Annotated in this window: 22 protein-coding genes, 1 pseudogene and 1 riboswitch; of the genes and pseudogenes, 6 read left to right on the plus strand and 17 right to left on the minus strand. The window is 73.1% G+C overall.

Annotation, left to right across the window (positions count from 1 at the left end; genetic code table 11):
• From AKI01S_RS17895 to AKI01S_RS50625, 3 genes and pseudogenes are all read right to left on the minus strand, one after another.
• Positions 1-562, minus strand: a pseudogene (locus AKI01S_RS17895) (hypothetical protein); the annotation flags it as partial.
• Positions 563-651: 89 nt separating this feature from the next.
• Positions 652-1,029, minus strand: a complete 378-nt coding sequence (locus AKI01S_RS17900; RefSeq protein ID WP_067818631.1) for a tetratricopeptide repeat protein — start codon at positions 1,027-1,029, stop codon at positions 652-654.
• Positions 1,030-1,249: 220 nt separating this feature from the next.
• Positions 1,250-1,417 (minus strand): hypothetical protein, encoded by a 168-nt coding sequence (locus AKI01S_RS50625; RefSeq protein WP_157419915.1) that lies wholly within the window; start codon positions 1,415-1,417, stop codon positions 1,250-1,252.
• On the opposite strand from AKI01S_RS50625, the gene AKI01S_RS17905 reads away from it, so the two are divergent.
• Entirely contained in the window at positions 1,410-1,847 is a 438-nt protein-coding gene (locus AKI01S_RS17905) for a hypothetical protein (protein WP_067818634.1), read from the plus strand. The genes AKI01S_RS50625 and AKI01S_RS17905 overlap by 8 nt on opposite strands.
• A 56-nt stretch (positions 1,848-1,903) precedes the next feature.
• Entirely contained in the window at positions 1,904-2,257 is a 354-nt protein-coding gene (locus AKI01S_RS17910; protein ID WP_067818637.1) for an antibiotic biosynthesis monooxygenase family protein, read from the plus strand.
• Positions 2,258-2,295: 38 nt separating this feature from the next.
• Here AKI01S_RS17910 and AKI01S_RS17915 read toward each other — a convergent pair whose 3' ends face one another.
• The 4 genes from AKI01S_RS17915 to AKI01S_RS17930 form a co-directional block, all read right to left on the minus strand.
• Positions 2,296-2,577, minus strand: coding sequence for a GNAT family N-acetyltransferase (locus tag AKI01S_RS17915; RefSeq protein WP_067818642.1), 282 nt, complete (start codon positions 2,575-2,577; stop codon positions 2,296-2,298).
• A gap of 40 nt (positions 2,578-2,617) precedes the next feature.
• Positions 2,618-4,195 carry a citramalate synthase gene (gene cimA / locus AKI01S_RS17920; RefSeq protein ID WP_067818646.1) on the minus strand — a complete coding sequence of 526 codons (1,578 nt, stop codon included), beginning with the start codon at positions 4,193-4,195 and terminating at the stop codon, positions 2,618-2,620.
• A 298-nt stretch (positions 4,196-4,493) separates the two neighbouring features.
• A complete protein-coding gene (locus tag AKI01S_RS17925) occupies positions 4,494-5,597 on the minus strand; it encodes a branched-chain amino acid aminotransferase (RefSeq protein ID WP_067818649.1) in 1,104 nt (367 codons plus the stop codon).
• Between the two features lie 170 nt (positions 5,598-5,767).
• Positions 5,768-6,823, minus strand: a complete 1,056-nt coding sequence (locus tag AKI01S_RS17930) for a 3-isopropylmalate dehydrogenase (protein WP_067818652.1) — start codon at positions 6,821-6,823, stop codon at positions 5,768-5,770.
• 171 nt (positions 6,824-6,994) lie between these two features.
• A riboswitch (cobalamin riboswitch) is annotated at positions 6,995-7,079 on the plus strand.
• A gap of 54 nt (positions 7,080-7,133) precedes the next feature.
• Here AKI01S_RS17930 and AKI01S_RS17935 point away from each other — a divergent pair.
• Positions 7,134-7,355, plus strand: a complete 222-nt coding sequence (locus tag AKI01S_RS17935) for a CbtB domain-containing protein (protein WP_067818656.1) — start codon at positions 7,134-7,136, stop codon at positions 7,353-7,355.
• 21 nt (positions 7,356-7,376) lie between these two features.
• The gene (locus tag AKI01S_RS17940) at positions 7,377-8,129 is read left to right on the plus strand and encodes a CbtA family protein (protein WP_067818658.1); all 753 of its coding nucleotides are present in this window, start codon (positions 7,377-7,379) and stop codon (positions 8,127-8,129) included.
• 4 nt (positions 8,130-8,133) lie between these two features.
• Here AKI01S_RS17940 and AKI01S_RS17945 read toward each other — a convergent pair whose 3' ends face one another.
• The 6 genes from AKI01S_RS17945 to AKI01S_RS17970 all read right to left on the minus strand — a co-directional run bounded on the left by AKI01S_RS17945 (position 8,134) and on the right by AKI01S_RS17970 (position 16,120).
• Positions 8,134-8,829, minus strand: a complete 696-nt coding sequence (locus AKI01S_RS17945) for a (2Fe-2S)-binding protein (protein ID WP_067818661.1) — start codon at positions 8,827-8,829, stop codon at positions 8,134-8,136.
• 483 nt (positions 8,830-9,312) lie between these two features.
• Positions 9,313-10,902 (minus strand): phosphoglycerate dehydrogenase, encoded by a 1,590-nt coding sequence (gene serA / locus AKI01S_RS17950; protein ID WP_067818664.1) that lies wholly within the window; start codon positions 10,900-10,902, stop codon positions 9,313-9,315.
• Between the two features lie 249 nt (positions 10,903-11,151).
• A complete protein-coding gene (locus tag AKI01S_RS17955) occupies positions 11,152-11,841 on the minus strand; it encodes a thymidylate synthase family protein (RefSeq protein WP_067818667.1) in 690 nt (229 codons plus the stop codon).
• Positions 11,842-12,162: 321 nt separating this feature from the next.
• The gene (locus AKI01S_RS17960; RefSeq protein WP_067818670.1) at positions 12,163-14,787 is read right to left on the minus strand and encodes an FtsX-like permease family protein; all 2,625 of its coding nucleotides are present in this window, start codon (positions 14,785-14,787) and stop codon (positions 12,163-12,165) included.
• Positions 14,784-15,500 carry an ABC transporter ATP-binding protein gene (locus tag AKI01S_RS17965; RefSeq protein ID WP_067818673.1) on the minus strand — a complete coding sequence of 239 codons (717 nt, stop codon included), beginning with the start codon at positions 15,498-15,500 and terminating at the stop codon, positions 14,784-14,786. The genes AKI01S_RS17960 and AKI01S_RS17965 overlap by 4 nt, the downstream gene beginning before the upstream one ends.
• Entirely contained in the window at positions 15,497-16,120 is a 624-nt protein-coding gene (locus tag AKI01S_RS17970) for a PadR family transcriptional regulator (protein ID WP_067818676.1), read from the minus strand. Before AKI01S_RS17970 ends, AKI01S_RS17965 begins: the two co-directional genes overlap by 4 nt.
• 137 nt (positions 16,121-16,257) lie before the next feature.
• Between AKI01S_RS17970 and AKI01S_RS17975 the strand changes: the two genes are divergently transcribed.
• Positions 16,258-17,043 (plus strand): hypothetical protein, encoded by a 786-nt coding sequence (locus AKI01S_RS17975; protein ID WP_067818784.1) that lies wholly within the window; start codon positions 16,258-16,260, stop codon positions 17,041-17,043.
• Between the two features lie 73 nt (positions 17,044-17,116).
• On the opposite strand, the gene ilvC is transcribed toward AKI01S_RS17975, so the two are convergent.
• The 4 genes from ilvC to AKI01S_RS17995 form a co-directional block, all read right to left on the minus strand.
• Positions 17,117-18,100, minus strand: coding sequence for a ketol-acid reductoisomerase (gene ilvC / locus AKI01S_RS17980; protein ID WP_067818680.1), 984 nt, complete (start codon positions 18,098-18,100; stop codon positions 17,117-17,119).
• Positions 18,101-18,146: 46 nt separating this feature from the next.
• Positions 18,147-18,671, minus strand: coding sequence for an acetolactate synthase small subunit (gene ilvN / locus AKI01S_RS17985; protein ID WP_067818683.1), 525 nt, complete (start codon positions 18,669-18,671; stop codon positions 18,147-18,149).
• A 2-nt stretch (positions 18,672-18,673) separates the two neighbouring features.
• Positions 18,674-20,419: an acetolactate synthase large subunit gene (locus AKI01S_RS17990; protein WP_067818686.1), complete on the minus strand. Its 1,746-nt coding sequence runs from the start codon at positions 20,417-20,419 to the stop codon at positions 18,674-18,676.
• A 259-nt stretch (positions 20,420-20,678) separates the two neighbouring features.
• Positions 20,679-23,597 (minus strand): EAL domain-containing protein, encoded by a 2,919-nt coding sequence (locus tag AKI01S_RS17995; protein WP_067818688.1) that lies wholly within the window; start codon positions 23,595-23,597, stop codon positions 20,679-20,681.
• Positions 23,598-24,058: 461 nt separating this feature from the next.
• Between AKI01S_RS17995 and AKI01S_RS18000 the strand changes: the two genes are divergently transcribed.
• On the plus strand, positions 24,059-25,114 hold the full coding sequence (locus tag AKI01S_RS18000; RefSeq protein WP_067818691.1) for a PQQ-dependent sugar dehydrogenase: 1,056 nt from the start codon (positions 24,059-24,061) through the stop codon (positions 25,112-25,114).

Below are 25,114 nucleotides of genomic sequence, written 5' to 3' on the forward strand. Positions count from 1 at the left end.
GGGCCTCGGCCCGCAGGTGCGACGGCGCGGGACCGACGGGCGTGGGGGCGGTCGGGGCCTCGGCGGCGGCCGACCCGGCCGCGGCGGGCCCGACGGGGGGCCCGGGAGGTTCCTCGGCGGTCTCGGCCGCCTCCGCCCCGAACTGCGCGGTCCAGGGCGCCTCCGGGACGTCCGCGAGGAGCGGCGGGCCCTCCGCCCGCTCCTTGTGGAGGTCGACGACGGTGGCCGGGGGCTCGCCGGCCCCGGCGCCCGGCCCGCCCTCGGAGCGGAAGTCGGTGACGGTCGCGTCCGCCTCGGTCGGGGCCTCGCCCTCCGGGGGAGCGCTCCGGGGAACGTCGAAGGCCGTGGCGTCCGGGTCGTCCCGCGTGTCGTCCCAGTCGTTCCGGACGTCGTCCCGGGCGGTGTCGCCGGGGTCGACCGGCCGGTCGACGACGGTCGCCTCGCCCTGGTCCCCGGCGGGCTCCGCCGTCGCCGCGGGCTCGTCGGGCCGCGCGGCAGGGATCTCGAACTCGGTGGTCGTCTTGTGGTCCGGGGGGACGCGCCCGGGTTCCTCGCCGCTCAACTGGTCACCTTCCAGGGACATTCGGTCTCACTGGAATCCGACGATGCGCAGGGCCGTTCGGTTCACCCCATGCCGGATCTTGACCCTGGTCAGCTCGCGGGGCCGGGCTCCAGCCCGCGCCGCGCGGCCCAGCGGTGGTGCCGGTCGAGCATCTCGGTGATCAGCTCGATGGCGTCGGGCGAGGAGGCGGCCGGCGCGCCGCTGAGCCAGCGGGTGGCCTCGGCCAGCAGTTCCTCGGCGGTGTCGGGCGCGGCGGGCAGCCGCTCGTCGGCCAGCCGTCCCAGCACGTCGCCCAGCCGCAGCGCGGCGTCGGCCCGTCCGGACTCGGCCGCCTCGCGGTACCACTCGGCGGCCTGGGCCAGATCGCCTTCGAGCTCGTACAACTCGCCCAGCCCGAAGGACACGTCGGCCCAGGGCCCGTCCGTGGTGGTCACCACGGTCTCGGGACTGCAGGGTCGAACAGGCATAGGTTCACTCCGGGTCGGTCTCGGTCGGCCGCGGGATCAACACGCGGCCGGAGCCACTCATGGTGGCCGTCAAACGTGATTTCCGCCACCACTTTAGCCGGGATGTGCGACCCTTGTCCGTGATGGGTTGATTACTTAGAGTGATAACCCAAGATCAGAGAGGGTTTTCCCGCCCACGACACGCCGGTAAAACCTTCTGACAAACGCGTGTTCACCATGTTCACCAGTAGCGACGCGCCTGCCGATCGACCTGCTCCGGCCCGTCGTCGTAGGAGCGGTACCGCACGCACGGCTCACCCACCCCGACGAGGAGCCTCTCGACGACCTCCAGGGGCGCGGGCAGCACGCCACCGCCGAGATGTCGGACGCCGGCCAGTTCGGTGCGCACGCCCGCCTCTCCGCGCACGTACCCGCCGACCCGGCTGCTGGTCGGCCCGGTGCGGGACCGGCTGGCGGACGGGCTGCGGCGGTACAACCGGGAGGCCGGGGCCGGCCCCGGCGACGCCCGGTGGCTACAGCTTTGCGTGGCGCTGCACGTCGGCCCGGTCGAACGGGATCCGCGCGGCGTCTCCGGCAGCGCGATCATCCAGACCGCGCGGCTGCTGGAGGCGCCCGCGCTCAAGGCCCGGTTGCGGGAGACGGGCGCGGACCTGGGGTTCATCGTCTCGGAGTTCGTCTACGAGCACGTCGTCCGCCACGGCGGCGACCGGGCCGGGCCGGCCGGCTACGCGCGCACCCGCGTGCACGTGAAGGAGGCGGCGCTGGCCGGCTGGGTCCGCCTGTCGGAGCCGCCGGCGACACGGCTGCGGGCCGGATGAGCGGCCGGGCGGCGGCTGGATAGGGTCGAGACGGTCGTCTACGAAGGGGGTTGCCCGTGTCCGTGGTCAAGATCAACGTGCTGACCGTGCCCGCCGAGCGGCGCGAGGAGCTGGAGCGGCGGTTCGCGGGGCGGGCCGGGCTGGTGGAGTCCGCCGAGGGCTTCGAGGGGTTCCGGCTGCTGCGGCCCACCGAGGGGTTCGACCGGTACCTGGTCGTCACCCAGTGGCGCAGCGAGGAGGACTTCACGCGCTGGACCGAGAGCCAGGCGTTCCGGCACGGGCACGCGCAGGCCGCCAAGGACGCCGAGGCCCAGGGGCACGGCCACGGCCACGGGCACGGCGGTCCGGCCGCCACCGCGGCCGAGGTGTGGGGCTTCGAGGTGATCCAGAGCGCCGAGCCCAAGGCCTGAGACGGCAACGGCCGCCGGAGGTGTCCGGCGGCCGTCCGTCAGGCGACGAGGTCCTGGTAGTCGGGGTGCTTCTCGATCCACCCCTTGATGAACGGGCACAGCGGCACCGTCTTCACGCCGCGTCCCCGCACGTCGTCCAGCGCGCCCCGGGCCAGCTCGCCGCCGAGGCCCCGCCCCTCGAACCCCGGGTCGATCTCGGTGTGCGTGAAGACGGTCGTGCCGTCGCCGCGCAGCCGGTACTCGGCGAAACCGGCGAGCTCGCCGTCGGTGCGGATCTCGTACCGGCCCGCGTCGGCGTTGTTGGTGACCTCAATGCCCATGCCCGGACAATGCCCGGCCGTGGCGGGAAATTCCCGCCGGTCACCCCGCCTCGTAGCCCGCGCGCAGCAGGCAGAACGACACCGCCTCCTCCAGCGCCTGCCAGGACGCGCCGATGACGTTGTCCGCGACGCCGACGGTGCCCCACTCGTGCTCGCCGTCGGAGGACTCGATCAGCACGCGGGTGCGGGCGTGGGTGCCGTGGGTCCCCTCCAGGATGCGGACCTTGTAGTCGACCAGCTCCATCCGGGCCAGCTCGGGGAACAGCCGCTCCAGGGCGGTGCGCAGGGCGTTGTCGAGGGCGTTGACGGGGCCGTTGCCCTCGCCGGTGGCGATGATGCGCTCGCCCTTGGCGTGCAGCTTGACGGTGGCCTCCGACACCATGGCGCCGTCGGAGCGGCGCTCGACGATGGTGCGCCAGGACTCGACCTCGAAGTGCCGCTGCCGCACGCCGGTCAGCTCCTCGCGGACCAGCAGCTCGAACGACGCGTCGGCGGCCTCGAAGGTGTAGCCGACGTTCTCCAGCTCCTTGACCTTGTCGACGACCTGCCGGGCGCGGTCACCGGACAGGTCGTAGCCCAGCTCGCGGCCCTTCAGCTCGACCGAGGCGCGCCCGGCCATGCTGGAGACCAGCATGCGCATGTCGTTGCCGACGACGGCGGGGTCGATGTGCTGGTACAGGTCCGGGTCCACCTTGATCGCCGAGGCGTGCAGGCCCGCCTTGTGGGCGAACGCCGACAGCCCCACGTACGGCTGCTGGGAGCTGGGCGCGATGTTGGTGACCTCGGAGACCGAGTGCGCGATGCGGGTCATGCGGGCGAGCTGGTCGTCGGAGACCAGGCGCATGCCGCGCTTGAGCTGGAGGTTGCCGACGACGGTGAACAGGTTGGCGTTGCCGCTGCGCTCGCCGTAGCCGTTGGCGCAGCCCTGGACGTGGGTGGCCCCGGCCCGCACCGCCGCGAGGGTGTTGGCCACGGCGCAGCCGGAGTCGTCGTGGCAGTGGATGCCGACGCGGGCGCCGACGGAGACCACGTCGTGGACGACGTCGGCGAGCTCGTCGGGGAGCATGCCGCCGTTGGTGTCGCACAGCGCGATGACGTCGGCCCCGGCCTCGGCGGCGGTGCGCACGACCTCCAGCGCGTAGGCGCGGTTGGCGGCGTGGCCGTCGAAGAAGTGCTCGGCGTCCAGGAAGACTCGCCGGCCCTCCGCACGCAGGTGGGAGACCGTGTCGCGGATCATCGCGAGGTTCTCCTCCAGTGTCGTGCGGAGGGCCAGTTCGACGTGCCGGTCGTGGCTCTTGGCGACGAGCGTCACGACCGGCGCGCCGGAGTCGCGCAGGGCGGCCACCTGGGGGTCGTCGGCGGCCTTCAGACCGGCCCGGCGGGTCGCGCCGAACGCGGTGAGCTGCGCGTTGTTCAGGTGCAGCTCTGTTCGAGCGCGCCTGAAGAACTCGGTGTCCTTGGGGTTGGCGCCGGGCCAGCCTCCCTCGATGAACCCGACGCCGAGGTCGTCGAGGTGCCGGGCGATGGCCAGCTTGTCGGCCACGGTGAGGTTGAGCCCCTCCTGCTGCGACCCGTCGCGCAGTGTGGTGTCGTAGACGTGGAAGGCGTCGCCCTGCATGAGTAGTCCCCCTCGGGGTGTCGTGGCCGGCCCGTGGCGTCCCGTGTCCGGGGAAACAAAAAGACCCCTCACGGACGTGAGAGGTCTGCGCGCCGGCGGTGTCCCGTTCAGATGCCGGCGCGCCAGCCGATAATCACGAGGCTGTGGCGCATGATGTCGGCCAGTCTGCCATACCCGTCTCACTTTCGTCACATCGCGTCTCACAATGTGGGACGAAAGGGTCTCATCCGCCCCCCGGGACGGCGAACGCCGCCCACCGGAGCCTTCTCGGGGGCGGCGTTTCCGCGTTCGGGGGCCGTCAGATGATGCGGTGGATCCAGCCGTAGGGGTCGGGGCGGGTGCCGGACTGGATGCCCAGCAGCTCCTCGCGCAGCCTCATGGAGAGCTCGCCGGGCTCGCCGTTCCCGATCGTCCACTCGCGGTCGGCCCCCCGGACCGCGCCGACCGGGCTGATGATCGCGGCGGTGCCGCAGCCGAACACCTCGGTGATCTCGCCGGACTCGCAGCCGGCCTGCCACTCGTCGATGTTGATCTTGCCTTCCTCGACCGGGATGCCGAGGTCGGGCGCGAGCTTGAGCATCGAGTCGCGGGTGATGCCCGGCAGCAGCGTGCCGGTGAGGGCGGGGGTGAGCAGGCGGGCGCCCGAGCCGGAGCCGAAGACGAACATCAGGTTCATCGAGCCCACCTCCTCGACCCAGCGGTGCTCGACGGCGTCCAGCCAGACGACCTGGTCGCAGCCGTGCGCGACGGCCTCGGCCTGCCCGGCGAACGAGGCGGCGTAGTTCCCGCCGGTCTTGGCCTCGCCGGTGCCGCCGGGGGCGGCGCGGGTGTAGGTCTGCGACAGCCAGACGGTGACCGGCTTGATGCCGCGCGCGTAGTAGTTGCCGGACGGAGAGGCGATCACCACGAACAGGTACTCCTGCGCGGGCTGGTTGACGCCGAGCGCGCGGGTGGTGGCGAACATGAACGGCCGCAGGTACAGGCTGTGGCCCGGCTGGTCGGGGACCCAGTCCCGGTCGGTGGAGACCAGGACCTCCAGCGCCCGGACGAACAGCTCCTCGGGGATGTCCGGCATCGCCATCCGCCGGGCCGAGCGGTTCATGCGGGCGGCGTTGGAGAACGGCCGGAACGTGACGATCGAGCCGTCGGCCTGCTTGTAGGCCTTCAGGCCCTCGAACAGCTCCTGCGAGTAGTGCAGGACCTGGGAGGCGGGATCGAGCGCGAGCGGACCGTAGGGCTCCAGCCGCGCGTCGTGCCAGCCCTTGTCCGCCGAGTAACGGATGGTGACCATGTGGTCGGTGAAGTGCTGCCCCCATCCCGGGTTCTCCAGGATGCGCTCACGCTCGGCGGCGGGCGTCGGCCGCGGATTGGGCCGGATGTCGAAGTCCAGGGTGCTGCTCATGATGAGGTCCTCTCGCGGATCGCCTGGGCGGCCCCGTTGCCGCTCGGCATTCCTTAGTCCTTATTGTCGTACTTCGTCGAGACCCACCCCTCGATCACGGTGCGCGCACGAAAAAACCGGGCGCGCCGTGGGGCGCGCCCGGAGTGTCCCGTCCGGCGGGTGGCGCGCCGCTAGCCGGATACTCGCTTGGCGATGGCGTCGCCGATCTGCGCCGTGGAACGGGCGCCCTGCCCGCGGCGCTCGGCCAGGTCCTCGGAGACGGCCCGCTCGACGCGGCGGGCGGCCTCGGCCTCGCCGACGTGGTCCAGCAGCATGGCGACCGACAGGACCGTGGCGGTCGGGTCGGCCTTGCCCTGCCCGGCGATGTCGGGCGCGCTGCCGTGGACGGGCTCGAACATCGACGGGGCGGTGCGGTCGGGGTTGACGTTGCCGGATGCGGCCAGGCCGATCCCGCCCGCGATGGCCGCGCCGATGTCGGTGATGATGTCGCCGAACAGGTTGTCGGTGACGACGACGTCGAAGCGCTGCGGCTGGTTGACGAAGAACATCGTGGCCGCGTCGACGTGGCAGTAGTCGGTGGTGACCTGCGGGTACTCCGCGCCGACCCGCTTCAGGACCCGCTGGTAGAGGTCGCCGGCGAAGGTGAGGACGTTGTCCTTGTGGACGAGGGTCAGCCGCTTGCGCGGGCGCTTGGCGGCGACCTCGAACGCGTACCGGACGACCCGCTCGACACCGAACGCGGTGTTGACGCTCTCCTGGGTGGCGACCTCGTGCGGGGTGCCCTTGCGCAGCACGCCGCCGACGCCGGTGTAGGGGCCCTCGGTGCCCTCGCGGACGACGACCATGTCGATGTCCTCGGGCTTGATCCCGGCCAGCGGGGTCTGGACGCCGGGGAACAGCTTGACCGGCCGCAGGTTGACGTAGTGGTCCAGCTCGAACCGGGTGCGCAGCAGCAGGCCCCGCTCCAGCACGCCGCTCGGGACGCTCGGGTCGCCGACCGCGCCGAGCAGGATGACGTCCTGGCCCCGGAGCTCCTCCAGCACCGAGTCCGGGAGCGCCTCGCCGGTGCGGTGCCAGCGGGCGGCGCCCAGGTCGTAGGCGGTCTGCTCGAACGTCAGGTCGAACGCGGGGGCCACGGCGTCGAGAACCTTCAGCCCTTCCGCGACCACCTCGGGGCCGATACCGTCACCAGGGATGACGGCCAGCCGGATGCTGCGGGAAGCCATGCGCGCACTCTACCGCAACGTCTCAACTCATGAGAAATGGTCTCACCATTCAAGATGAGCGTTCCACGGCGGAACCGCCGCGCGGACGGACGGGCCGAACGGTGACTTGACGCCGAACCTCGCACAGGGGACGCTCTGGGCGAACAAGTCAACATCGAGGCGACGGCTCCGCAGGAACCCGGTGCGATTCCGGGACGGTCCCGCCACTGTGACCCGGCCGCCTCCCGCGCGGAGCGGCCCGGGAAGTCAGGAACTGCTCCGTCGTCCTCCGCATACCGGGGCGCGTGAACCCCGTGAGGAGATCGTCGACATGGCCCAGTCCGCCGTTCCGTCCGCGCAGCAGTCCCGGCCGGCGCCGGTCCGCGTCCCCGTGCGCGAGGTCGTCCCGTGGGCGGTGCTCGCCGCCGTCCTCGGCCTGGTGCTGATCTACTTCGTCGGCGCGGAGCAGGGCGCCACCTCCCTGTTCGGCGGCAACTGGGTGCACGAGTTCACCCACGACGGACGCCACCTGCTCGGCTTCCCCTGCCACTGACCGGCCGGGGTCGCGCGCATCATGATGAGATCACTGCTGGTCCGCGGCATGCTCGTCGGGCTGGCCGCCGCCGCGGTGGCGCTGGCCATCGCCTGGATCTACGGGGAGCCGCAGGTCGGGCACGCCATCGCGTTCGAGGAGTCCGGCGCCGCCGGGCACGCCCACCACGGCGCGGCCGCCGAGCACGCCGAGGAGGCCCCGGTCAGCCGCGCCGCGCAGCGGACCATCGGGCTGATCACGGCGATGGGCTTCTACGGGGTGGCGGTCGGCGGGCTGTTCGCCATCGCGTTCGCGTTCGCCTACGGGCGGCTCGGCACGCTGGGCGCCCGCGCCACCTCCGCCCTGGTCGCGCTGGCCGGGTTCGTGGCGGTGGTGCTGGTGCCGTTCCTGAAGTACCCGGCCACTCCCCCGGCGGTCGGCAACCCCGACACCATCGGCGGCCGTACGGCGCTGTACTTCTCGATGGTGGCGCTCGGCGTCCTGGCGACGACGGCGGCCGTCATCGTCGGGCGGCGGCTCGCGCCGAGGCTGGGCGTGTGGAACGCCTCCGTCGTCAGCGCGGTCGGCTTCGCCGTCGTGCTGGCGGTCGTGTTCCGGCTGACGCCCAGGCCCGACGCGGTGGCCGACGGCTTCCCGGCGACGGTGCTGTGGGACTTCCGCGTGGCCTCGCTGGGCGTCCAGATCGCCCTGTGGGCGACGCTGGGCCTGCTGTTCGGCCACCTGACGGAGCGCTCGCTCGCCCGGCGGCCGTCGCCGGAGGCGGTCGCGGCCTGACCGCTCAGCGCGGCAGCAGGGCGCAGTCGCCGCACATCTCGCCGCCCGGCGGGACCTTGTAGTACAGGCAGCAGCTCCGGCGCACGAAGCCGTTGCGGGTGAACGCGCCCGTTCCCCGCAACGGCTCGCGTGTCAGCAGGTCCTCGGTCAGGGCGCGGATCGGGGCGGCCAGCTCGGGGCGCCGCCCGCCCGCGTGCGCCGTGCCGGCCAGCGCGGAGGCGGCGTTCCCCCACAGCAGGCCGTCGGCCAGCTTGACCACCGCCAGCAGCGTCTCGCGGAGCGGGCGCAGCTGCCCGTCCACCACCGCGCGGTGCACGAGCGCGCCGGGCGCGTCCGCACGCCATCCGCGCGGATCGGCCAGCCACAGCGCGACCGGCGCGCCGGGGGCCCACCGCCAGTGCAGCGACGACAGGTCGGGGACGATCCCCCGCGCCGCCGCCGCGACCGCCGGGGACCACAGCCGCGACGCCAGTCCCTGGAACAGGATCGAGGCGGCCACGCGGCGGTCGGCGGTGCCGAGGCGTCCGGCGTAGGCGTCCACCAGCCCGCCCAGGTGCTCGGGGTCGTGCTCGGGCAGGGGCCGCCAGGTCGGGTCGGCGGACTCGGCCGGGTCGGTGACGACCGTGAAGTAGGGCCCGAGCTCCGCGTTGCGGGCCAGGGCCTCCCGGACGTCGTCGGCCGTGGCCGCCTCACCGTTCATGCCCCCTGCCTACACCGCGGAAGATCAGGGGGCAACCGGGGCTCAGCGGCCGGACGCGCCGCCGTTGTCGCGGCGGTCCAGGGCGGTCTGCAGGGCGCGGGCCGCCTCCTCCTGGGAGTCGTCGGAGGACGGCGCGACGGTGTGCGTGGAAGCGTGCATGGGGATGCTCCGTGTGATGGTCGTGTCGGCTGGTTCGGGGCCTCGGCCGGGTCGCCGTGGTTCGCACGGCCCGCGCGCCGGGCGGTCGCATGGCCGGCAGCACTCGCTCCGCAGCGGGTCGCCGGCCTGCCGATCAGGCCCCGCTGCGGCAGCGAAGGATCACTACGAAGCGCCGCATGACTACACCTCACGGTACCCGGCGCGTTCCCGGCTGTCCCGACCGGTGGCCGAACTTCTCACATGATGAGACGAATAAGGCGTTGACCTGCGGAAACGCGAACGCCGCGATCCCGGTGCGGGATCGCGGCGTTCGACGGGGAACGGTCAGCCGTGCAGGTTCACCCGGCGGCCCATGTCCGCGCCGACCTCGGCGCAGATGGCCTCGACCAGCTGCGGCGGGAGCGCCGAGTCGACGGTCAGCGCCATCAGCGCCCGGCCGCCCTTGGCGTCCCGGCCGACCTGCATGCTGGCGATGTTGACACCCGCGTCGCCGAGCAGGCGGCCGACGGTGCCGACGATGCCGGGCCGGTCGACGTAGGTGAAGAACGCCATGTGCGGGGTCGGGCCCAGCTCCATGTCGTAGCCGTTGATCTCGATGATCCGCTCGATGTGCTTGGGACCGGACAGGGTGCCCGACACCGACACCACCGAGCCGTCGGCCATGGTGCCGCGGACCTGCACGACGTTGCGCCAGTCGGGGCTGTCCTCGCTGGTGGTGAGGGTGACCTCGACGCCGCGGTCGCGGGCCTGCAGCGGGGCGTTGACGAACGTCACCGCCTCCTCGGTCACGTCCAGGAACAGGCCCTTGAGCGCGGCCAGCTCCAGCACCTTGACGTCGTGCTCGGCGATCTCGCCGCGCACCACCACGTCGAAGCGGACCGGGACGCCCCCGGCCAGGGCGGTGAAGATGCGGCCGAGCTTCTCGGCGAGCGGCAGGCCGGGCTTGACGTCCTCGGCGACCGCGCCGCCCTGGACGTTGACGGCGTCGGGCACGAACTCGCCCGACAGCGCCAGCCGCACCGAACGGGCGACCTGGGTGCCCGCCTTCTCCTGCGCCTCGTGGGTGCTGGCCCCGAGGTGCGGGGTGACCACGACGTTGTCGTGGTGGAACAGCGGGCTGTCGGTGCACGGCTCGGTGGAGAACACGTCGATGCCCGCGCCGGCGACGCGGCCCTCCTTGAGGGCGAGGTCCAGGGCGGTCTCGTCGACGATGCCGCCGCGCGCGGCGTTGACGACGCGGACGCTCGGCTTGACCTGGTGGAGCTCGCGGTCGCCGATGAGGCCGAGGGTCTCGGGGGTCTTGGGCAGGTGGACGGTGATGAAGTCGCTCTCGCGCAGCAGCTCGTCCAGGGGCACCAGCTTCACGCCGAGCTGGGCGGCGCGGGCGGCCTGCACGTACGGGTCGTAGGCGATCACGTTCATGTCGAACGCCGCCAGCCGCTGCGCGACCAGCACGCCGATACGGCCGAGGCCGAGGACGCCGACGGTCTTGCCCTGCAGCTCGACGCCGGTGTACTTGGAGCGCTTCCACTCGCCCTGCTTGAGCGCGGAGTGGCCCTGCGGAACGTTCCGGGCGGTGGCCAGCAGCAGCGCGATGGCGTGCTCGGCGGCGGTGACGATGTTGGAGGTGGGCGCGTTGACGACCATGACGCCGGCCTTGGTGGCGGCCTCGACGTCGACGTTGTCGAGGCCGACGCCGGCGCGGGCGACCACGCGCAGCTTCCGGGCGTGCTGGAACACCTCGGCGGTGACCTTGGTGGCGCTCCGCACGATCAGCGCGTCGACGTCTTCGACGGCCGGCAGGAGCGCGGCGCGGTCGGCGCCGTCGACGTGCCGGACCTCGAAGTCGGCTTCGAGGACGGCGATGCCGGCCGGGGAGAGTTCTTCTGCGACGAGGACGACAGGCTTGCTCAAGGAACAGTCCTTCGAGGAGTAGATGTGTGGGATGTGCCGTGCAGAATCGCGAGTCCACCTCGTCGTGTCCCGCCTGGAAGCGAGTCTATCCCGGCTCGGAGATCCGGTTGGCGGCGATGCCGACTCGTCCCGCGACACGCCTGTGACCACCGATGGTAGCGGTGTCGCCCGTGACACGACGGGCCGAACGTTCGAGGCCCACCCGCACAACCCCCGGACACCACCGGGCCGCGACCATCGAACCTGCTGTCAGGCGGCGTTCGGTTCGGGGGCCGGGGAGGCGGTCAGGATCGCCGCGACGCGCTCGGCGTCGGCCACCGCCACGTAGGGCACGTCCACGAAGACCCGCATCGGTCCCACCGGCAGCCCCAGTCCTTCGGCCACCGCCACCTGCACGCCGCGCAGCGGGATGTAGGACAGGTAGGCGCGGTAGGCGTTCTGCGACCGGAACATCGCCGTCATGATCAGCTGGTAGCCCCGGATGCGGAACGACAGCGCCGCCAGGCAGGGCACCGCGTCGACGGGTTCGCCGGGAACGGTGAGCGAGATCCACGCGCTGGTCGTCCAGGGCCGGGCGCGCAGCAGGTCGGTGACCCAGCGGATCTGGTCGACGCCCTGCAGGTCCCGCAGCCGGACCGAGTAGCCGGCCGGGGCGTCGTCCGGCCCGACCCGGCGGACCAGGTCGCGCGGCTGGCCGGACTCGCGGGCGGTCCGGGCCATCCGGATCCGGTCGCCGTGATGGCACAGGACCGGGTCGTCCCAGCTCAGCGCGTTGACCTCGAAGAGGACCGGCGGCCCCTCGATGATGGGCCCGTGCTCGTCCATGCCCGCCTCGCCGGCGGTCCAGACGTGCCGCAGCAACGCCAGCCACGCCGTTCCGCAGCTGTTCCAGCGGCGAACGGCGCGTTCGGCGGCCGCCACCTCACGGCCCTCCGCCATATTCCCCCGCGTGGCGCGCAATGCGGAGCGGGGAATTACCTGCCGAGGGAAATGCCGACACGGAAAGGAATTGCGACGTTCGCGGGCCCCCGGGGGCCCGGGCTCCGGGAAGTCGTTCGATGCTCATGCGCTCCGCCCCACCGCCACGCAGGCGCGGGTCACCATGAGTATCCGCCCTGGAACCCAGGGAACGCCGCACCCCTCGCGACTTTTAGCCAAGTATCGGACACCGGACACGAAAACGGTAGGGTGAATTCTTTGCGAAGTCGTTACGGGACAGGTTGTCCAACCTTTTGTATCGGAAAGTGGCCCGAGCGGTGGTCAACTCGCCATCCGGCGCACCACCGGGAGCCGGGACCGGGTGAACAGTCCGGCCGCCAGCGCCGCCGTCAACGGCACCAGCACCCCGACCGCCCCCAGCAGCTCCCACGGGATCTCCACGATCGTGCCGTGCGCGGGCGCCCCTTCGGCGGTGCCGTTGTTGGCCGGGTTGGTGAGCGGCCAGGCGACCGCGATCCCCGGCACGATCCCGGCGGCGACGCCCAGCCAGCAGCCCAGCACCGCGACGAACCCGGCCTGGCCCATCATCAGCAGCCGCCGGGTGCGGGGCCGGGCGCCGATCGCGGCGAGGGTCGCCAGGTCCGGCCGGGCGTCGGCGGCCGACAGCCCAGTGGTGATCAGTGACGCGCCCAGCACCAGCACCCCGGCCGCCGCCGCCAGGATCGCCATCGGCACCAGGTTGGAGGCGTCGAAGCCGCGTTCGACGTAGACCCCCATGCCCCGCTCACCCGTCTCCCGCGTCACCCCGGCGAGACGTTCGGTCAGCCGGTCCTGCTCGTCGCGGGTGACCACGTGGTCGGCGTGGTGGACGCCGATCCGGTCGGTGAAGGGCGTCAGCCCGAAGCGGGCCGCGACCCGCGGCGGGACGAGGGCGCGGACATGCGGGTCGCCGGGCCCGGGAACGGCCGGGATGTTCCGGATGACGCGCAGCGTCCTGTCCTGCTCGGCCTCGAAGCGGAACACCCGGGCCGCGACCTTCCCGTCCGCCGGGATCCGGCTGCGGAACAGCACGGCCTTGCCCGCCGTGAGCGCGGCGGCCACCTCGGGAACGTCGCGGCCGAGCAGCGTGCGCGCCTCCCGCGGACCGCCGACCATGACCCCGTAGACGGGGGCCATGACCCCGTCACCGTCGCCGGGCAGGGTGAACTCCACCATCGGGCAGTTGTCCGGCGCCGCCGACCCCGGGCCGTCACCGCAGCCGCTGTCCCTGGTGGGCAGGGAGCGCAGCGCCACGTACGGAACGCCGGGCAGCTCCTGCTCCAGCGCCCGCCGGACCTCTCGCTCCCGCGTCGGGTCGATGCGGATCTCGGTCGAGCCCATCGGCAGCCGTGGCTGGTACTCGACGCGCTGCTGCTCGAAGTCGCTGGCCGCGCCGATGGCCAGCACGGTGATCCCGGCGACCGCCGCCATGATCGCGGCGACGGCGGGGGCGGCGCGGCCCCGGTTGCGGGCGCCGTCGCGGACCGCCAGGCGCAGCGGCAGCGGCAGCGCCCCGGCGACGCGCCCGGTCACGCCGACCACCCACGGCCCGATCATCACGCAGCCGATGATGATCGCGATGGCGCCGAACGCCGCGCCGAACTCCAGCCAGATCCGCGCTCCGAGCAGGCTGAGCGCGATCCCGCCGCCGATCAGCAGCCCGCCGAGGATCGGCCAGCCCCGGCGGGCGCGGGCCTGGTCGCGGCGTCCGGCCAGGGCGGCGACCACGTTCATCCGGGCGGCCTGCAACGCCGGGGCGAGCGCGGCCGCCAGGCCGCTGCCCGCGCCCAGCGCCACCGTTGCCGCCACCTGGAGCCAGGGCACCTCCAGCGGGCCGAACGGCTCCGACTTCAGGTTCCCCGACTGCCAGGCGACGGCGGCGGCCAGTCCGATGCCGGTGGCCGCGCCGGTCAGCGCGGCCACACCCCCGATCACCAGACCGCCCGCCAGCACCACCGCGCGCAGGTGGCCGCCATGCCCGCCGACGGCCGCGACCAGCGCCAGCTCGCGGCGGCGCCGCCGCAGGCCGACCGCGAACGCGGGCCCGGCCAGCAGCACGACCTCCAGCACGATCATCGCGACGGCCATCGCGCTGATCGCGATCTCCGTGCCCGGTCTCCCGTCGGCGGTTTCCGGCCGCAGCCGGTCGGGCGGGTCGGTGACGACCGCGCGGGACAGCACGGTGAGCCCGGCGGCGTTCAGCGCCTGCACGTCCTTCCAGGTCACCGGCTTGCCCGTGGCGATCAGCCAGCGGGTCAACGTGTCGGGCCCGCCGAACGTGCCGGGCGCGGCGACGGCGGCCGGCGCGCCCGGAAAGCGCGGGGACCTCACGAACCCGACCAGGCGCTTGGCGGTGCCGCCGTCGACGCTCACCGTGTCGCCGGTCCGGAAGCCGCGTTCGGCGAACGCCGCGCCCAGCGCGATCTCCCCGGGCGCGGCCGGGGCCCGTCCCGCGACGACGTCGAACAGCCCCCGTGTCAGCGGGTCGCGCAGGTCCACCTCGGTGACCTTGACGCCCCGCGCGCCGCGCGGCGTCCGCACCCGGTGCCAGCCGACGTCGGTCACCGGCGTCACGCGGACGCCGTCGCCGTACCGGGCCGCGACGTGCCGCCGGATCTCCTCGGCGCTCCACGGCTTCGCGGGGTCGTCCTGCCCGCCCCCGGAGTACCCGTCTTCGGTGATCCCGGTCTGCTGGACCGGTTGCCGCGCGACGCCGCTGATCCGGGCGTCGGCGCGGCCCAGCTCGTGGGGCAGCTCCTCCCGGAGCGACCACTCGGCGGTGGGCAGCAGCACCGCCACCGCCGTGATCATCATGACCGGCAGGCCGATCATCAGGGCGACCAGCGCGGTCCGGCCCTTCGCCCGCCGCGCGTCCCGCCAGGCGATCCGGAGCGTGGCCGTGTTCACCGGGCCTCCTGGAACAGCGACTCCGGGCCGGGGCGGGGGCCGGTGGCGTCGACCATCCGGCCGTCCCGCAGGAACACCACGCGGTCGGCCCAGGCGGCGTGCCGGGACTCGTGCGTCACCATCAGGCAGGCCGCGCCCGCGTCGCAGCGGGCCCGCAGCACGCGCATGACCTCCTCGCCGGTGGTGCTGTCGAGCGCGCCGGTCGGCTCGTCGGCCAGCATCAGGCGGCGGTCGCCGACCAGGGCGCGGGCGATGGCGACGCGCTGCTGCTGGCCGCCCGACATCTCCTCGGGGAACCGGTCGGCCAGCTCGGCGAGGCCGACCTCGCGCAGCGCGAGCACCGCCTCGCGGCGGGCCTGGCGGGCGCGGACGCCGTCCAGCTCGCGCGGGAGCATGACGTTCTCGGCGGCGGTGAGGCTCGGGATCAGGTTGAGGTCCTGGAAGACGTAGCCGATGCGGCGGCGGCGCAGTTCGGCGACCTTCTTGCGGGGCAGCCGCGCCAGGTCCACCCCCTCGACCAGGATCTGACCGGCGGTGGGGGCGTCCAGCCCCCCGGCCAGCGTCAGCAGCGTGGACTTGCCGGAGCCCGACGGGCCCATCACCGCGACGAACTCCCCCGCCCCGACGGTCAGGCCGACCCCGTCCAGCGCGCGGACCAGCGCGGCCCCGGAACCGTGCTCGCGCGACACCGCGTTCATCACCAGGACGCTCACCGGCGCGTCTCCTTTCCAGGGAGGGGGCGGACCGGCACGGACTCGCCGGGCACAGGCTCATCAGGGGCGGGCTCACCAGGGGCGGGCGCGGTGTGCGCGACGCGGATCATGAACGACTCGCAGTGGTCCAGCCAGCGCACCTCGGCCTCCGCCTGGAAGATCATCGATTCCAGGACCAGGCGCCAGGCGCGCTCGCCGGGGTCCTCGGGCAGGACGGGCGCCTCGGCCTTGAGCCGGGTGAGGTCCTGGAGCGACCGCAGGGTGGCGGTCCGCTGCGTCTGCACGACCTCCCGCACGTCCACGCCCGGCGCGGTCACCGCCATCGCCAGCTTGATCGCCAGCTCGTCGCGCGGCCGGTCGGCGCGCGCGATCGGGGTGGCGAACCACTCGCGCACCTCCGCCTCGCCCTCCGTCGTGATGCGGTAGACGACCCGGCCCTCGTCGTCCGCGCCCGCCTGGCTGACGAGGCCGTCGCGTTCCAGCCGGGACAGGGTGGAGTAGACCTGCCCGATGTTGAGCGGCCAGGTGGAGCCGGTGGACGCCTCGAACTCGGCGCGCAGCTGGTAGCCGTAGCGAGGCCCCCGGGACAGCAGGGCCAGCAGACCATGACGGATGGACATGCCTACCAAGTATGCATACCGAGTATCCCGGGAGCAATACCGAGTATGCATTCGGATGACGTGCTGCCGCGTTTTCACTGTGCGCGACCGACTGTGGTCGTAACGTGATGCCCATCCCGCCCGACCTGGAGACTCCCGTGACCTCGGACTGCACGATCAGTGTCCTGCGCGACGTCCTCCGCGTGTACGACCACCGCTTCCTCGACCTCGACCGCCCCCAGCGCGACCGCCTGGTGGAGGGCACCCGGCGGGTGCTCGGCGACGAGGGGCTCAGCGACGCCGCGCGCGCCGCGCTGCCCGCCTCCTACCGGCTGCGCGCGTTCTGCATCCAGAACGGGCTGCGCGAGGAGCTGGAACGGCTGATCCACGACGAGGTGACCGGCAGCCCGGCGGGCGCCGTGGTGGTCGGCGGCCGGGTCTACGCCCTGTACCCCTACCTGCGCGGGGTCCCCCGCCAGGACGCCGACATCACCGCCGAGATCGGCGTGGAGCACCGCCTGGACGCGGTCGGCTGGCACGAGGGGGCCAGCGTGCGCGTCCGGGGCCTGGCCCGCCTGCAACGCATCGAGACCCACCGCACCGCCGTGGACGTGATCCTGCGGGAGCGCACCACCAGGGCCGAGCACCGCGTCGCCGCCCGCGCCGACCCCGACGGCTTCGAGGCGCTGGTCGACATGACCGCGCCCGGACCGGGCCGCTGGGACCTGTACGTGGCGGCCACGGCCCTCGGCGTGAGCCGGGAGAGCCGGTTCGGAAAGGTCCGGGACCCGGCGATGCCCGAGGACCCCCGCAAACGCCGGCTGGGTCCCGGCACCGAGGCCACGATCTACTTCACCAAGGGCGGCTACCTGGCGGTCCTGGTGAAGGGCGACGCCCGGCCCGTCCCGCTGCGCGCCCGGATCCGCCGCCGCCTGGCCCGGTGACCCGCCGAACGCGCGACGCGCCCGCCGGGGCCGGTGGTCCGGCCGCGACGGGCGCGCTGCGGCGTGGGCCGGATCAGTCGTTCAGCCAGCTCATCATCGGGCGCAGCTTGCCGCCGGTCTCCTCGATCGGGTGGGTCGACAGCTCCTTGCGGAGCTTGCCGAACGTCGCCTGGCCCGACTCGAACTCGGACACCAGCTCCTTGGCGAACTCGCCGGACTGGATCTCGCCGAGGATCCGCTTCATCTCCGCCTTGGTGTCGGCGGTGATGACGCGCGGGCCCCGGGTGAGGCCGCCGTACTCGGCGGTGTCGGACACCGACCAGTACATCTTGGAGATGCCGCCCTCGTACATGAGGTCGACGATCAGCTTCAGCTCGTGCAGGCACTCGAAGTAGGCGACCTCGGGCTGGTAGCCCGCCTCGACCAGCACCTCGAACCCGGTCTTGACCAGCTCGGCCGCGCCGCCGCACAGCACGGCCTGCTCGCCGAACAGGTCGGTCTCGGTCTCCTCGGTGAAGGTCGTCCTGATGCCGCCCGCGCGCAGGCCGCCGATGGCCTTGGCGTAGGACAGGGCCAGCGGCCAGGCGCCGCCGGAGGCGTCCTTCTCGACGGCGACGATCACCGGGACGCCGCGGCCGGCGGTGTACTGGCGGCGCACCAGGTGGCCCGGGCCCTTGGGGGCGACCATGGCGACGTCGACGCCCGCCGGGGGCTCGATCAGGCCGAAGCGGATGTTGAAGCCGTGGCCGAAGAACAGCGCGTCGCCCTCCACCAGGGCGGGCTTGATGTCGTTCTCGTAGATCGCGCGCTGCAGGTGGTCCGGCGCCAGGATCATGATCAGGTCGGCCTCCTCGGCCGCCTCGGCCGGGGTGAGCACCCGCAGGCCCTCGGCCTCGGCCTTCTCCCGGCTCTTGGAGCCCTCCGGCAGGCCGATGCGGACGTCCACCCCCGAGTCGCGCAGGGACAGGGCGTGCGCGTGGCCCTGGGAGCCGTAGCCGATGACGGCGACGTGCCGGCCCTGGATGATGCTCAGGTCCGCGTCGTTGTCGTAGAACATCTCAGCCACTGTGGGTGCTGCCTTTCGTTGTGTCTCGTGGGGTGGATCAGGCGCTGCGCTCGATGGCGCGCAGCGACCGGTCGGTGATGGACCGGGCGCCGCGGCCGATGGCCACCATGCCCGACTGCACCAGTTCCTTGATGCCGAACGGCTCCAGGACCCGGATGAACGCCTCCAGCTTGTCCCGGTTGCCGGTGACCTCGATGGTCACCGCGTCGGGGGCGACGTCCACCACCTTGGCGCGGAACAGCTGGACGGTCTCCAGGACCTGGGACCGCGTCTCGGCGTCGGCGCGGACCTTGACCAGCACCAGTTCGCGCTGGACCGACTGGGACGGGTCCAGCTCGACGATCTTCAGGACGTTCACCAGCTTGTTGAGCTGCTTGGTGACCTGCTCCAGCGGGAGCTCCTCGACGTTCACCACGATCGTCATCCGGGAGATCTCCGGGTGCTCGGTGGTGCCGACCGCCAGGGACTCGATGTTGAAGCCGCGCCGGGAGAACAGGGCCGCCACGCGGGCGAGGATGCCCGGCTTGTTCTCGACCAGGACCGAGAGGGTGTGCAGGCTCATGGTCAGTCTCCGTTCTCCCAGTCGGGGGCGAGGTCACGCGCGATCTTGATGTCGTCGTTGCCGGTGCCGGCGGCGACCATCGGCCACACCATCGCGTCCTGGTGGACGACGAAGTCGATGACGACGGGCGCGTCGTTGATCTCCATGGCCTTGGCGATCGTCGCGTCGACGTCCTCGGGCCGGTCGCACCGCAGCCCCACGCAACCGTACGCCTCCGCCAGCTTCACGAAGTCGGGAATCCGCCTGGAGTGCAGATTGGTGTTGGAGTAGCGCTCGTTGTAGAAGAGCGTCTGCCACTGGCGGACCATGCCGAGGTTGCCGTTGTTGATGACGGCGATCTTGACGGGGATGCCCTCGATGGCGCAGGTGGCCAGCTCCTGGTTGGTCATCTGGAAGCAGCCGTCGCCGTCGATCGCCCAGACCTGGGTGTCCGGCCGGCCGACCTTGGCGCCCATCGCGGCGGGGACGGCGTAGCCCATCGTGCCCGCGCCGCCGGAGTTCAGGAACGCGCCGGGCCGCTCGTACTTGATGAACTGCGCGGCCCACATCTGGTGCTGGCCGACGCCCGCGACGTAGTAGGCGTCGGGGCCGACCATCTTCCCGATCCGCTCGATGACGTGCTGGGGGGACAGCGAGCCGTCCTCGGGCTGGTCGTAGCCCAGCGGGTAGGTCTCGCGCCAGGCCTCCAGCTGCCGCCACCACTCGGCGTAGTCGCCGCGGCGGCCGGCGTCGTGCTCGGCCTGGACCGCGACGATCAGGTCGGCGATCACCTCGCGGGCGTCGCCGACGATCGGGACGTCGGCGTGCCGGTTCTTGGAGATCTCGGCCGGGTCGATGTCGGCGTGCACGACCTTGGCGTGCGGGGCGAACCCGTCCAGCTTGCCGGTGACGCGGTCGTCGAACCGCGCGCCGAGCGTGACCAGCAGGTCGGCCTTCTGCAGCGCGCCGACCGCGCCGACGTTGCCGTGCATGCCGGGCATGCCCATGTGCTGGGGGTGGCTGTCGGGGAAGGCGCCCTTGGCCATCAGCGTGGTGACGACCGGGGCGCCGGTCAGCTCGGCCAGGACCTTCAGCTCGGCGGAGGCCCCGGCCTTGACGACGCCGCCGCCGACGTACAGCACCGGACGCTGGGCGGCGGTGAGCAGCCGGGCGGCCTCGCGGACCTGCTTGGAGTGCGGCCGGGTGACGGGGCGGTAGCCCGGCAGCTGCATCTGGACCGGCCACTCGAACTCGAACGTGGCCTGCAGCGCGTCCTTGGAGATGTCGACCAGGACCGGTCCGGGACGGCCGGTGGAGGCGATGTGGAACGCCTCGACGATCGTGCGGCCGATGTCCCGCGGATCGGTGATCAGGAAGTTGTGCTTGGTGATCGGCATCGTGATGCCGGCGATGTCGGCCTCCTGGAACGCGTCGGTGCCGATCGCCGCCGACGGGACCTGACCGGTGATCGCGACCATCGGGACCGAGTCCATGTAGGCGTCGGCGATCGGGGTGACCAGGTTGGTCGCGCCGGGACCGCTGGTGGCCATGCACACGCCGACCCTGCCGGTGACCATCGCGTAGCCCTGCGCTGCGTGCCCGGCGCCCTGCTCGTGCCGCACCAGGATGTGGCGGATCTTCCGGGAGTCGAAGAGGGGGTCGTACGCCGGGAGGATCGCGCCGCCGGGAATGCCGAACACCGTGTCGACGCCGACGTTCTCCAGGGCGCGGACCAGCGCCTGGGCTCCCGTCATCTGTTCGGTCGTCATGTTCCAGTTCCTTGGGAGAAGTTCGTGCTCGCCACCGAACGCCAGCTCAGCGAGATCACACGGCCAACAAAAAACCCCCGCCGCCTCCGATGGCGGTCGAGGGTAGCGCGCAGGACGAAGAACCTGGTCAGCCTGCGCGCCGACCAAGTACTACGAGGATGATGGAACTGCTCTGCACGATGCCCACTCTCGCCCACGCGGGGCCGACTGGTCAAATCCCTGGACACTTTGTCTCGCCATGTGAGACCACGTTCTGAGACTACAGGGCGGGCAGCGCGGTTCCCTCCAGGGGTGTTTCCGCACTTCCCGAGCCCGGTCCGGTGCGCACCAGCGACTCGATCCGGCCCGCCGCCATCGGCCGGGCCACCAGGTAGCCCTGGCCGCGCGGGCACTCCATCTCGCGCAGCAGCTCCAGCTGCTCGGGGCGTTCGATGCCCTCGGCGACGACGGTCAGGCCGAGGTCGCGGCCGAGCCGCACGATGGTGCGGGTGAGCAGGGTGAGGGTCTCGTCGCGGCCGAGGCCCGCCACGAACGACGGGTCGATCTTGATGATGTCCACCGGGAGCTGCCCGAGGTAGGCCAGCGAGGCGTAGCCGGTGCCGAAGTCGTCGATCGCCAGGCGGACGCCCAGGTCGCGCAGGGCCGACAGGCGTTCCACGTTGTGGCCGCCGTCCTCGACCAGGACCTCCTCGCGCACCTCCAGCGTGAGGGCCTCCGGCGGCAGCCCGGTCTCCTCCAGCGCGGCGGCGACCGACTCCACGAAGCGCGGCGCGGCGATCTGCCGGGCGGTGAAGTTCACCGACAGGCCGACCTCCCAGGACTCGCGCCGCCAGCGCGCCACCTCCCGGCACGCCTGGCGCAGCACCCAGTCGCCCAGCGGGATCATCAGGCCGGACTCCTCGGCCGGGCCGATGAACTGCTCGGGCGGGACGGCCTCGTCGTCGCGGCACCACCGCACCAGCGCCTCCACGCCGGTGACGCGCGAGGTCGCCAGCTCCACCACCGGCTGGAACTCCACCGCGAACTGCTCCTCGACGAGCGCCCGTTGCAGGTCGCTGCCGAGTTCGAGGCGGCGGACGACGTCGGCGTGCATGTGCGGGGCGAACACCTCGACCCGGCCGCCGCCGAGCTCCTTGGCGCGTGCCATGGCGAGGTCGCCGTTGCGGATCAGCTCGGCGGCGCTGCGGCGCAGGCGGCGTTCCCCGGACGGGCCGCGCTGGGTCCCGTCGGGGGACTCGTCACCGAGGAACGCGATGCCGACGCTGGCGGTGAGGGCGATGTGCTTGGTGCCGACCCGGTAGGGGTCGGCCGACAGTACCCGCAGCAGGCGTTCGGCGAGCTCGACGGCCGTCTGGGTGGGGTGGCCGGGGTCGGCGGGAAGCTGCACCAGCACGGCGAACTCGTCGCCGCCCCAGCGCGCCACGGTGTCGTCGGCCTGCACGGTCGCGCGCAGCCGCCGCGCGGCCTGCGCGAGGACCTGGTCCCCGGCGGCGTGCCCGGCCGAGTCGTTGACGGCGGTGAACCCGTCGAGGTCCACGAACACGACCGCGACCTGGAACCCGTTGTGCTTGCGGGACAGCACCTCGCGGGTGCGCTCCTCGAAGTAGGCGCGGTTGGGCAGGCCGGTGAGGCCGTCGTGGAAGGTCAGGTGGGCGACCTGGCGTTGCAGGGCGGCCTGCTCCGACAGGTCCCGGGTGGTGACCAGCAGGCGGCCGGGGGCGTCGCCCGCGCCGCTGTAGCGCGACACGGTCGACTCGGTCGGCAGCCAGGTGCCGTCGGCGGCGCGCACCCGGCACGACACGCGCAGCGTCCCGTCGGGGATCTCGTCGGGGCCGTCGCGGTCCTCCAGGAACCCGGCGAACGCCTCCCGCACGCGCGGCAGGTCCTCCGGGTGGATGATCTCGCCGAGCGGGCGGCCGAGCAGCTCGTCGGCGGCGTAGCGGTAGGTGCGCAGGGCGCCCTGGCTGGCGTACTGCACGACGGCGTCCAGGTCGCAGATCAGCACCGCGTCGTTGATGCTCTCCGACAGGGCGCGGAAGTGGTCCTCGCTGGTGGTGACGGCGCGTCGCAGCACCTCGTTCTCGCGCAGCAGGGCCGCCAGGCGCGCCAGCAGCACGATCGTCGCCGAGCCCGCGACCAGCGACACCACCGGTTCCAGGCCGTGCGAGCCGGTCAGCGAGTGGCCCGCGACGAACAGCGCGGCGGCGGCCGCGACGGCGGCGGGCGCGAGGCCGGGGCCGACCAGGCCGCCCCGGTCCGCCTCGGCGCCCTCGTCGGGGGCCTCCCCGGCGGGCTCGGCGCCGGGCCGGGCCTCGAACCCGGCGCCCGGCTCGGTCCACGGCACCAGCAGGAGCAGCAGCAGGCCGGCCAGGCGCAGGATGTCGGAGGGGTCGTCGACGGGCGCGCCGCCGTCGAGGCGGACCACGGTCGTCACGACGTCGGCCGCCGCGAACGCCGCCAGCGCCCCGTACCCCATCCAGGCGGTGCGGCGGTGGCCGCGCGCCGCGCCGAGCACGAACGACAGCGCCGCGCACACCAGCACCACGTCGATGACGGGGTACAGCAGCTCCAGCAGGAACTCCGAGGCCCGCTCCCCCGACCGGTGGTACAGGTCGGTGAACAGCGCCACCCAGCCCAGCACGAACAGCGCGGCGGCGCAGACGTAGGTGTCGGCGGCGTACCGCAGCCAGGTCCCGGCGTCGCGGGGCGGCCGGACCGGCACGACCAGCCCGGTGACCAGCGCGCCCATGGCGGCCAGGTAGAACAGGTCGGCCACCGACAGGGTCAGCGCGCTGCGGCTCTGCACGGTCGCGGTGACCGCCGACACGACGGCCCCGGCGAACCAGCAGCACGCGGCGACGCCGAACCAGCGCCAGGCGGCGCGCCACAGCGTGCCGGGCGCGTTCTCGGGGGGCGCGGTCTCGGGTTCGACGGCGGGTTCGCCGTCCGGTTCCGGTTCGGGCGCGGGGCCCGCGTCGGGTGGCGGCGTGCTCGGGCGGCGGGCGGCCAGCAGGAGCGAGGCGGCCGCGGTTCCGGCGGCGATGGCCTCGGCCCAGGCGATGTAGGCGGTCCCGCCCCAGCTCAGCAGCGACCCGACGGCATAGAGCACCCCGACGACCGCGACCAGGGCGACGGGTACCGCCCGTCGCGGCAGCCGCCTGCCGTTCTCGCCGCTCATCGCGCCGTCGTCCCTCCCTGCCCTGCCGGGCGCACAAGGCACCCGTGCGGACGCCGCGTCGCGTCCCGGATATGGGTCGTTCAGCCCCACCTGGCGCCTGGATAACGCCCGGTGCCTGCCGGATCGTGCCCCCGCGCCGGTACGCGCCGGGGACGCCGCGAGCACTTCGGCTGCGCCGGCGGGAAGTCAGCGACGTTGCTGCAGTGCGGGATCACCGTGATGCTCAATGTACGTTCCGTAGGTCACGGAGCGATTGAGGCTGGGCGTCCTCCCGGCGACAAAGCGCGAACCGGAGTGATCGCGACCACACGTGTCGCCCCGGCTCCGGGCCGTGACGAACGCGCGACCGCTGTCACGTTACGTGACGGGCCGTGCGGGTGAGCCCGCGGCGCGCGGCCGGACATGGCCGTTGTGACGTTTTCCGGCTGTGCGTGGACGTCGCACTGTGTCTTGATGAGCCCATGCGACGTGTGACGGCCCTCGCGGCGGCCGTGGTGATGGTGGGCGGCGGCTGCTCCGCCGAGGCCGGCGGCGGGGGCGCGGTGGCCGCTCCACCGGCGGAGCGGGCGGCCGCCGGTCCGGGGACGCCCCGGTACCTGGTGCGGGGGCTCAGGGTCACGTGGGGGCTGGCGTTCCTGCCGGACGGGGACGCCCTGGTCACCGAACGCGACAGCGCGCGGCTGCTGCGGGTGACGCCGCGGGGGACGGTGTCGCAGGTCGGGGTGGTGCCCGGCGTGGTCCCGCAGGGGGAGGCCGGGTTGCTGGGGGTCGCGGTGTCGCCGTCGTTCGCCGAGGACCGCCGCGTGTACCTGTATCTCAGCGCCCGGTCGGACAACCGCATCGTGCGGGCCCGCTACGACGGCCGCGGCCTGGGGCGGCCGGAGGTGCTGGTCGAGGGGATCCCGAAGGCGGGGCGGCACAACGGGGGGCGGCTGGCGTTCGGGCCGGACGGGATGCTGTACGCCTCGACGGGGGACGCGGGGGTCACCTCGCACGCGCAGGACCGCGGGTCGCTGGGCGGCAAGATCCTGCGGATGACGCCCGACGGCCAGGCCGCGCCGGGCAACCCGTTCGGGACGCTGGTGTGGAGCTGGGGGCACCGCAACGTCCAGGGCCTGGCCTGGGACGAGGCGAAGCGCCTGTACGCCACCGAGTTCGGCCAGGACCGCTTCGACGAGATCAACCTCATCGAGAAAGGGAAGAACTACGGCTGGCCCGAGGTCGAGGGGACGGGCGACGACGAGGACTTCGCCAACCCGCTGCTCACCTGGGCGCCCGCCGAGGCGTCACCGTCCGGGCTGGCCTACGCGGACGGGTCGCTGTGGGCGGCGGCGCTGCGCGGGCAGCGCCTCTGGCAGGTGCCGGTCCGGGACGGGAGGGTGGGGCAGGCGCTCCCGCACTTCGCGGAACGGTTCGGTCGGATCCGGTCGGCGACGCGGTCGCCGGACGGCCGCTCGCTGTGGCTGACGACCGACACGCGGTCCGACGACGGGGTGATCGTCGTTCCGCTGTCGTGA

The sequence above is a fragment of the Actinomadura kijaniata NBRC 14229 genome (genome assembly GCF_001552175.1).
Lineage (GTDB): Bacteria > Actinomycetota > Actinomycetes > Streptosporangiales > Streptosporangiaceae > Spirillospora > Spirillospora kijaniata.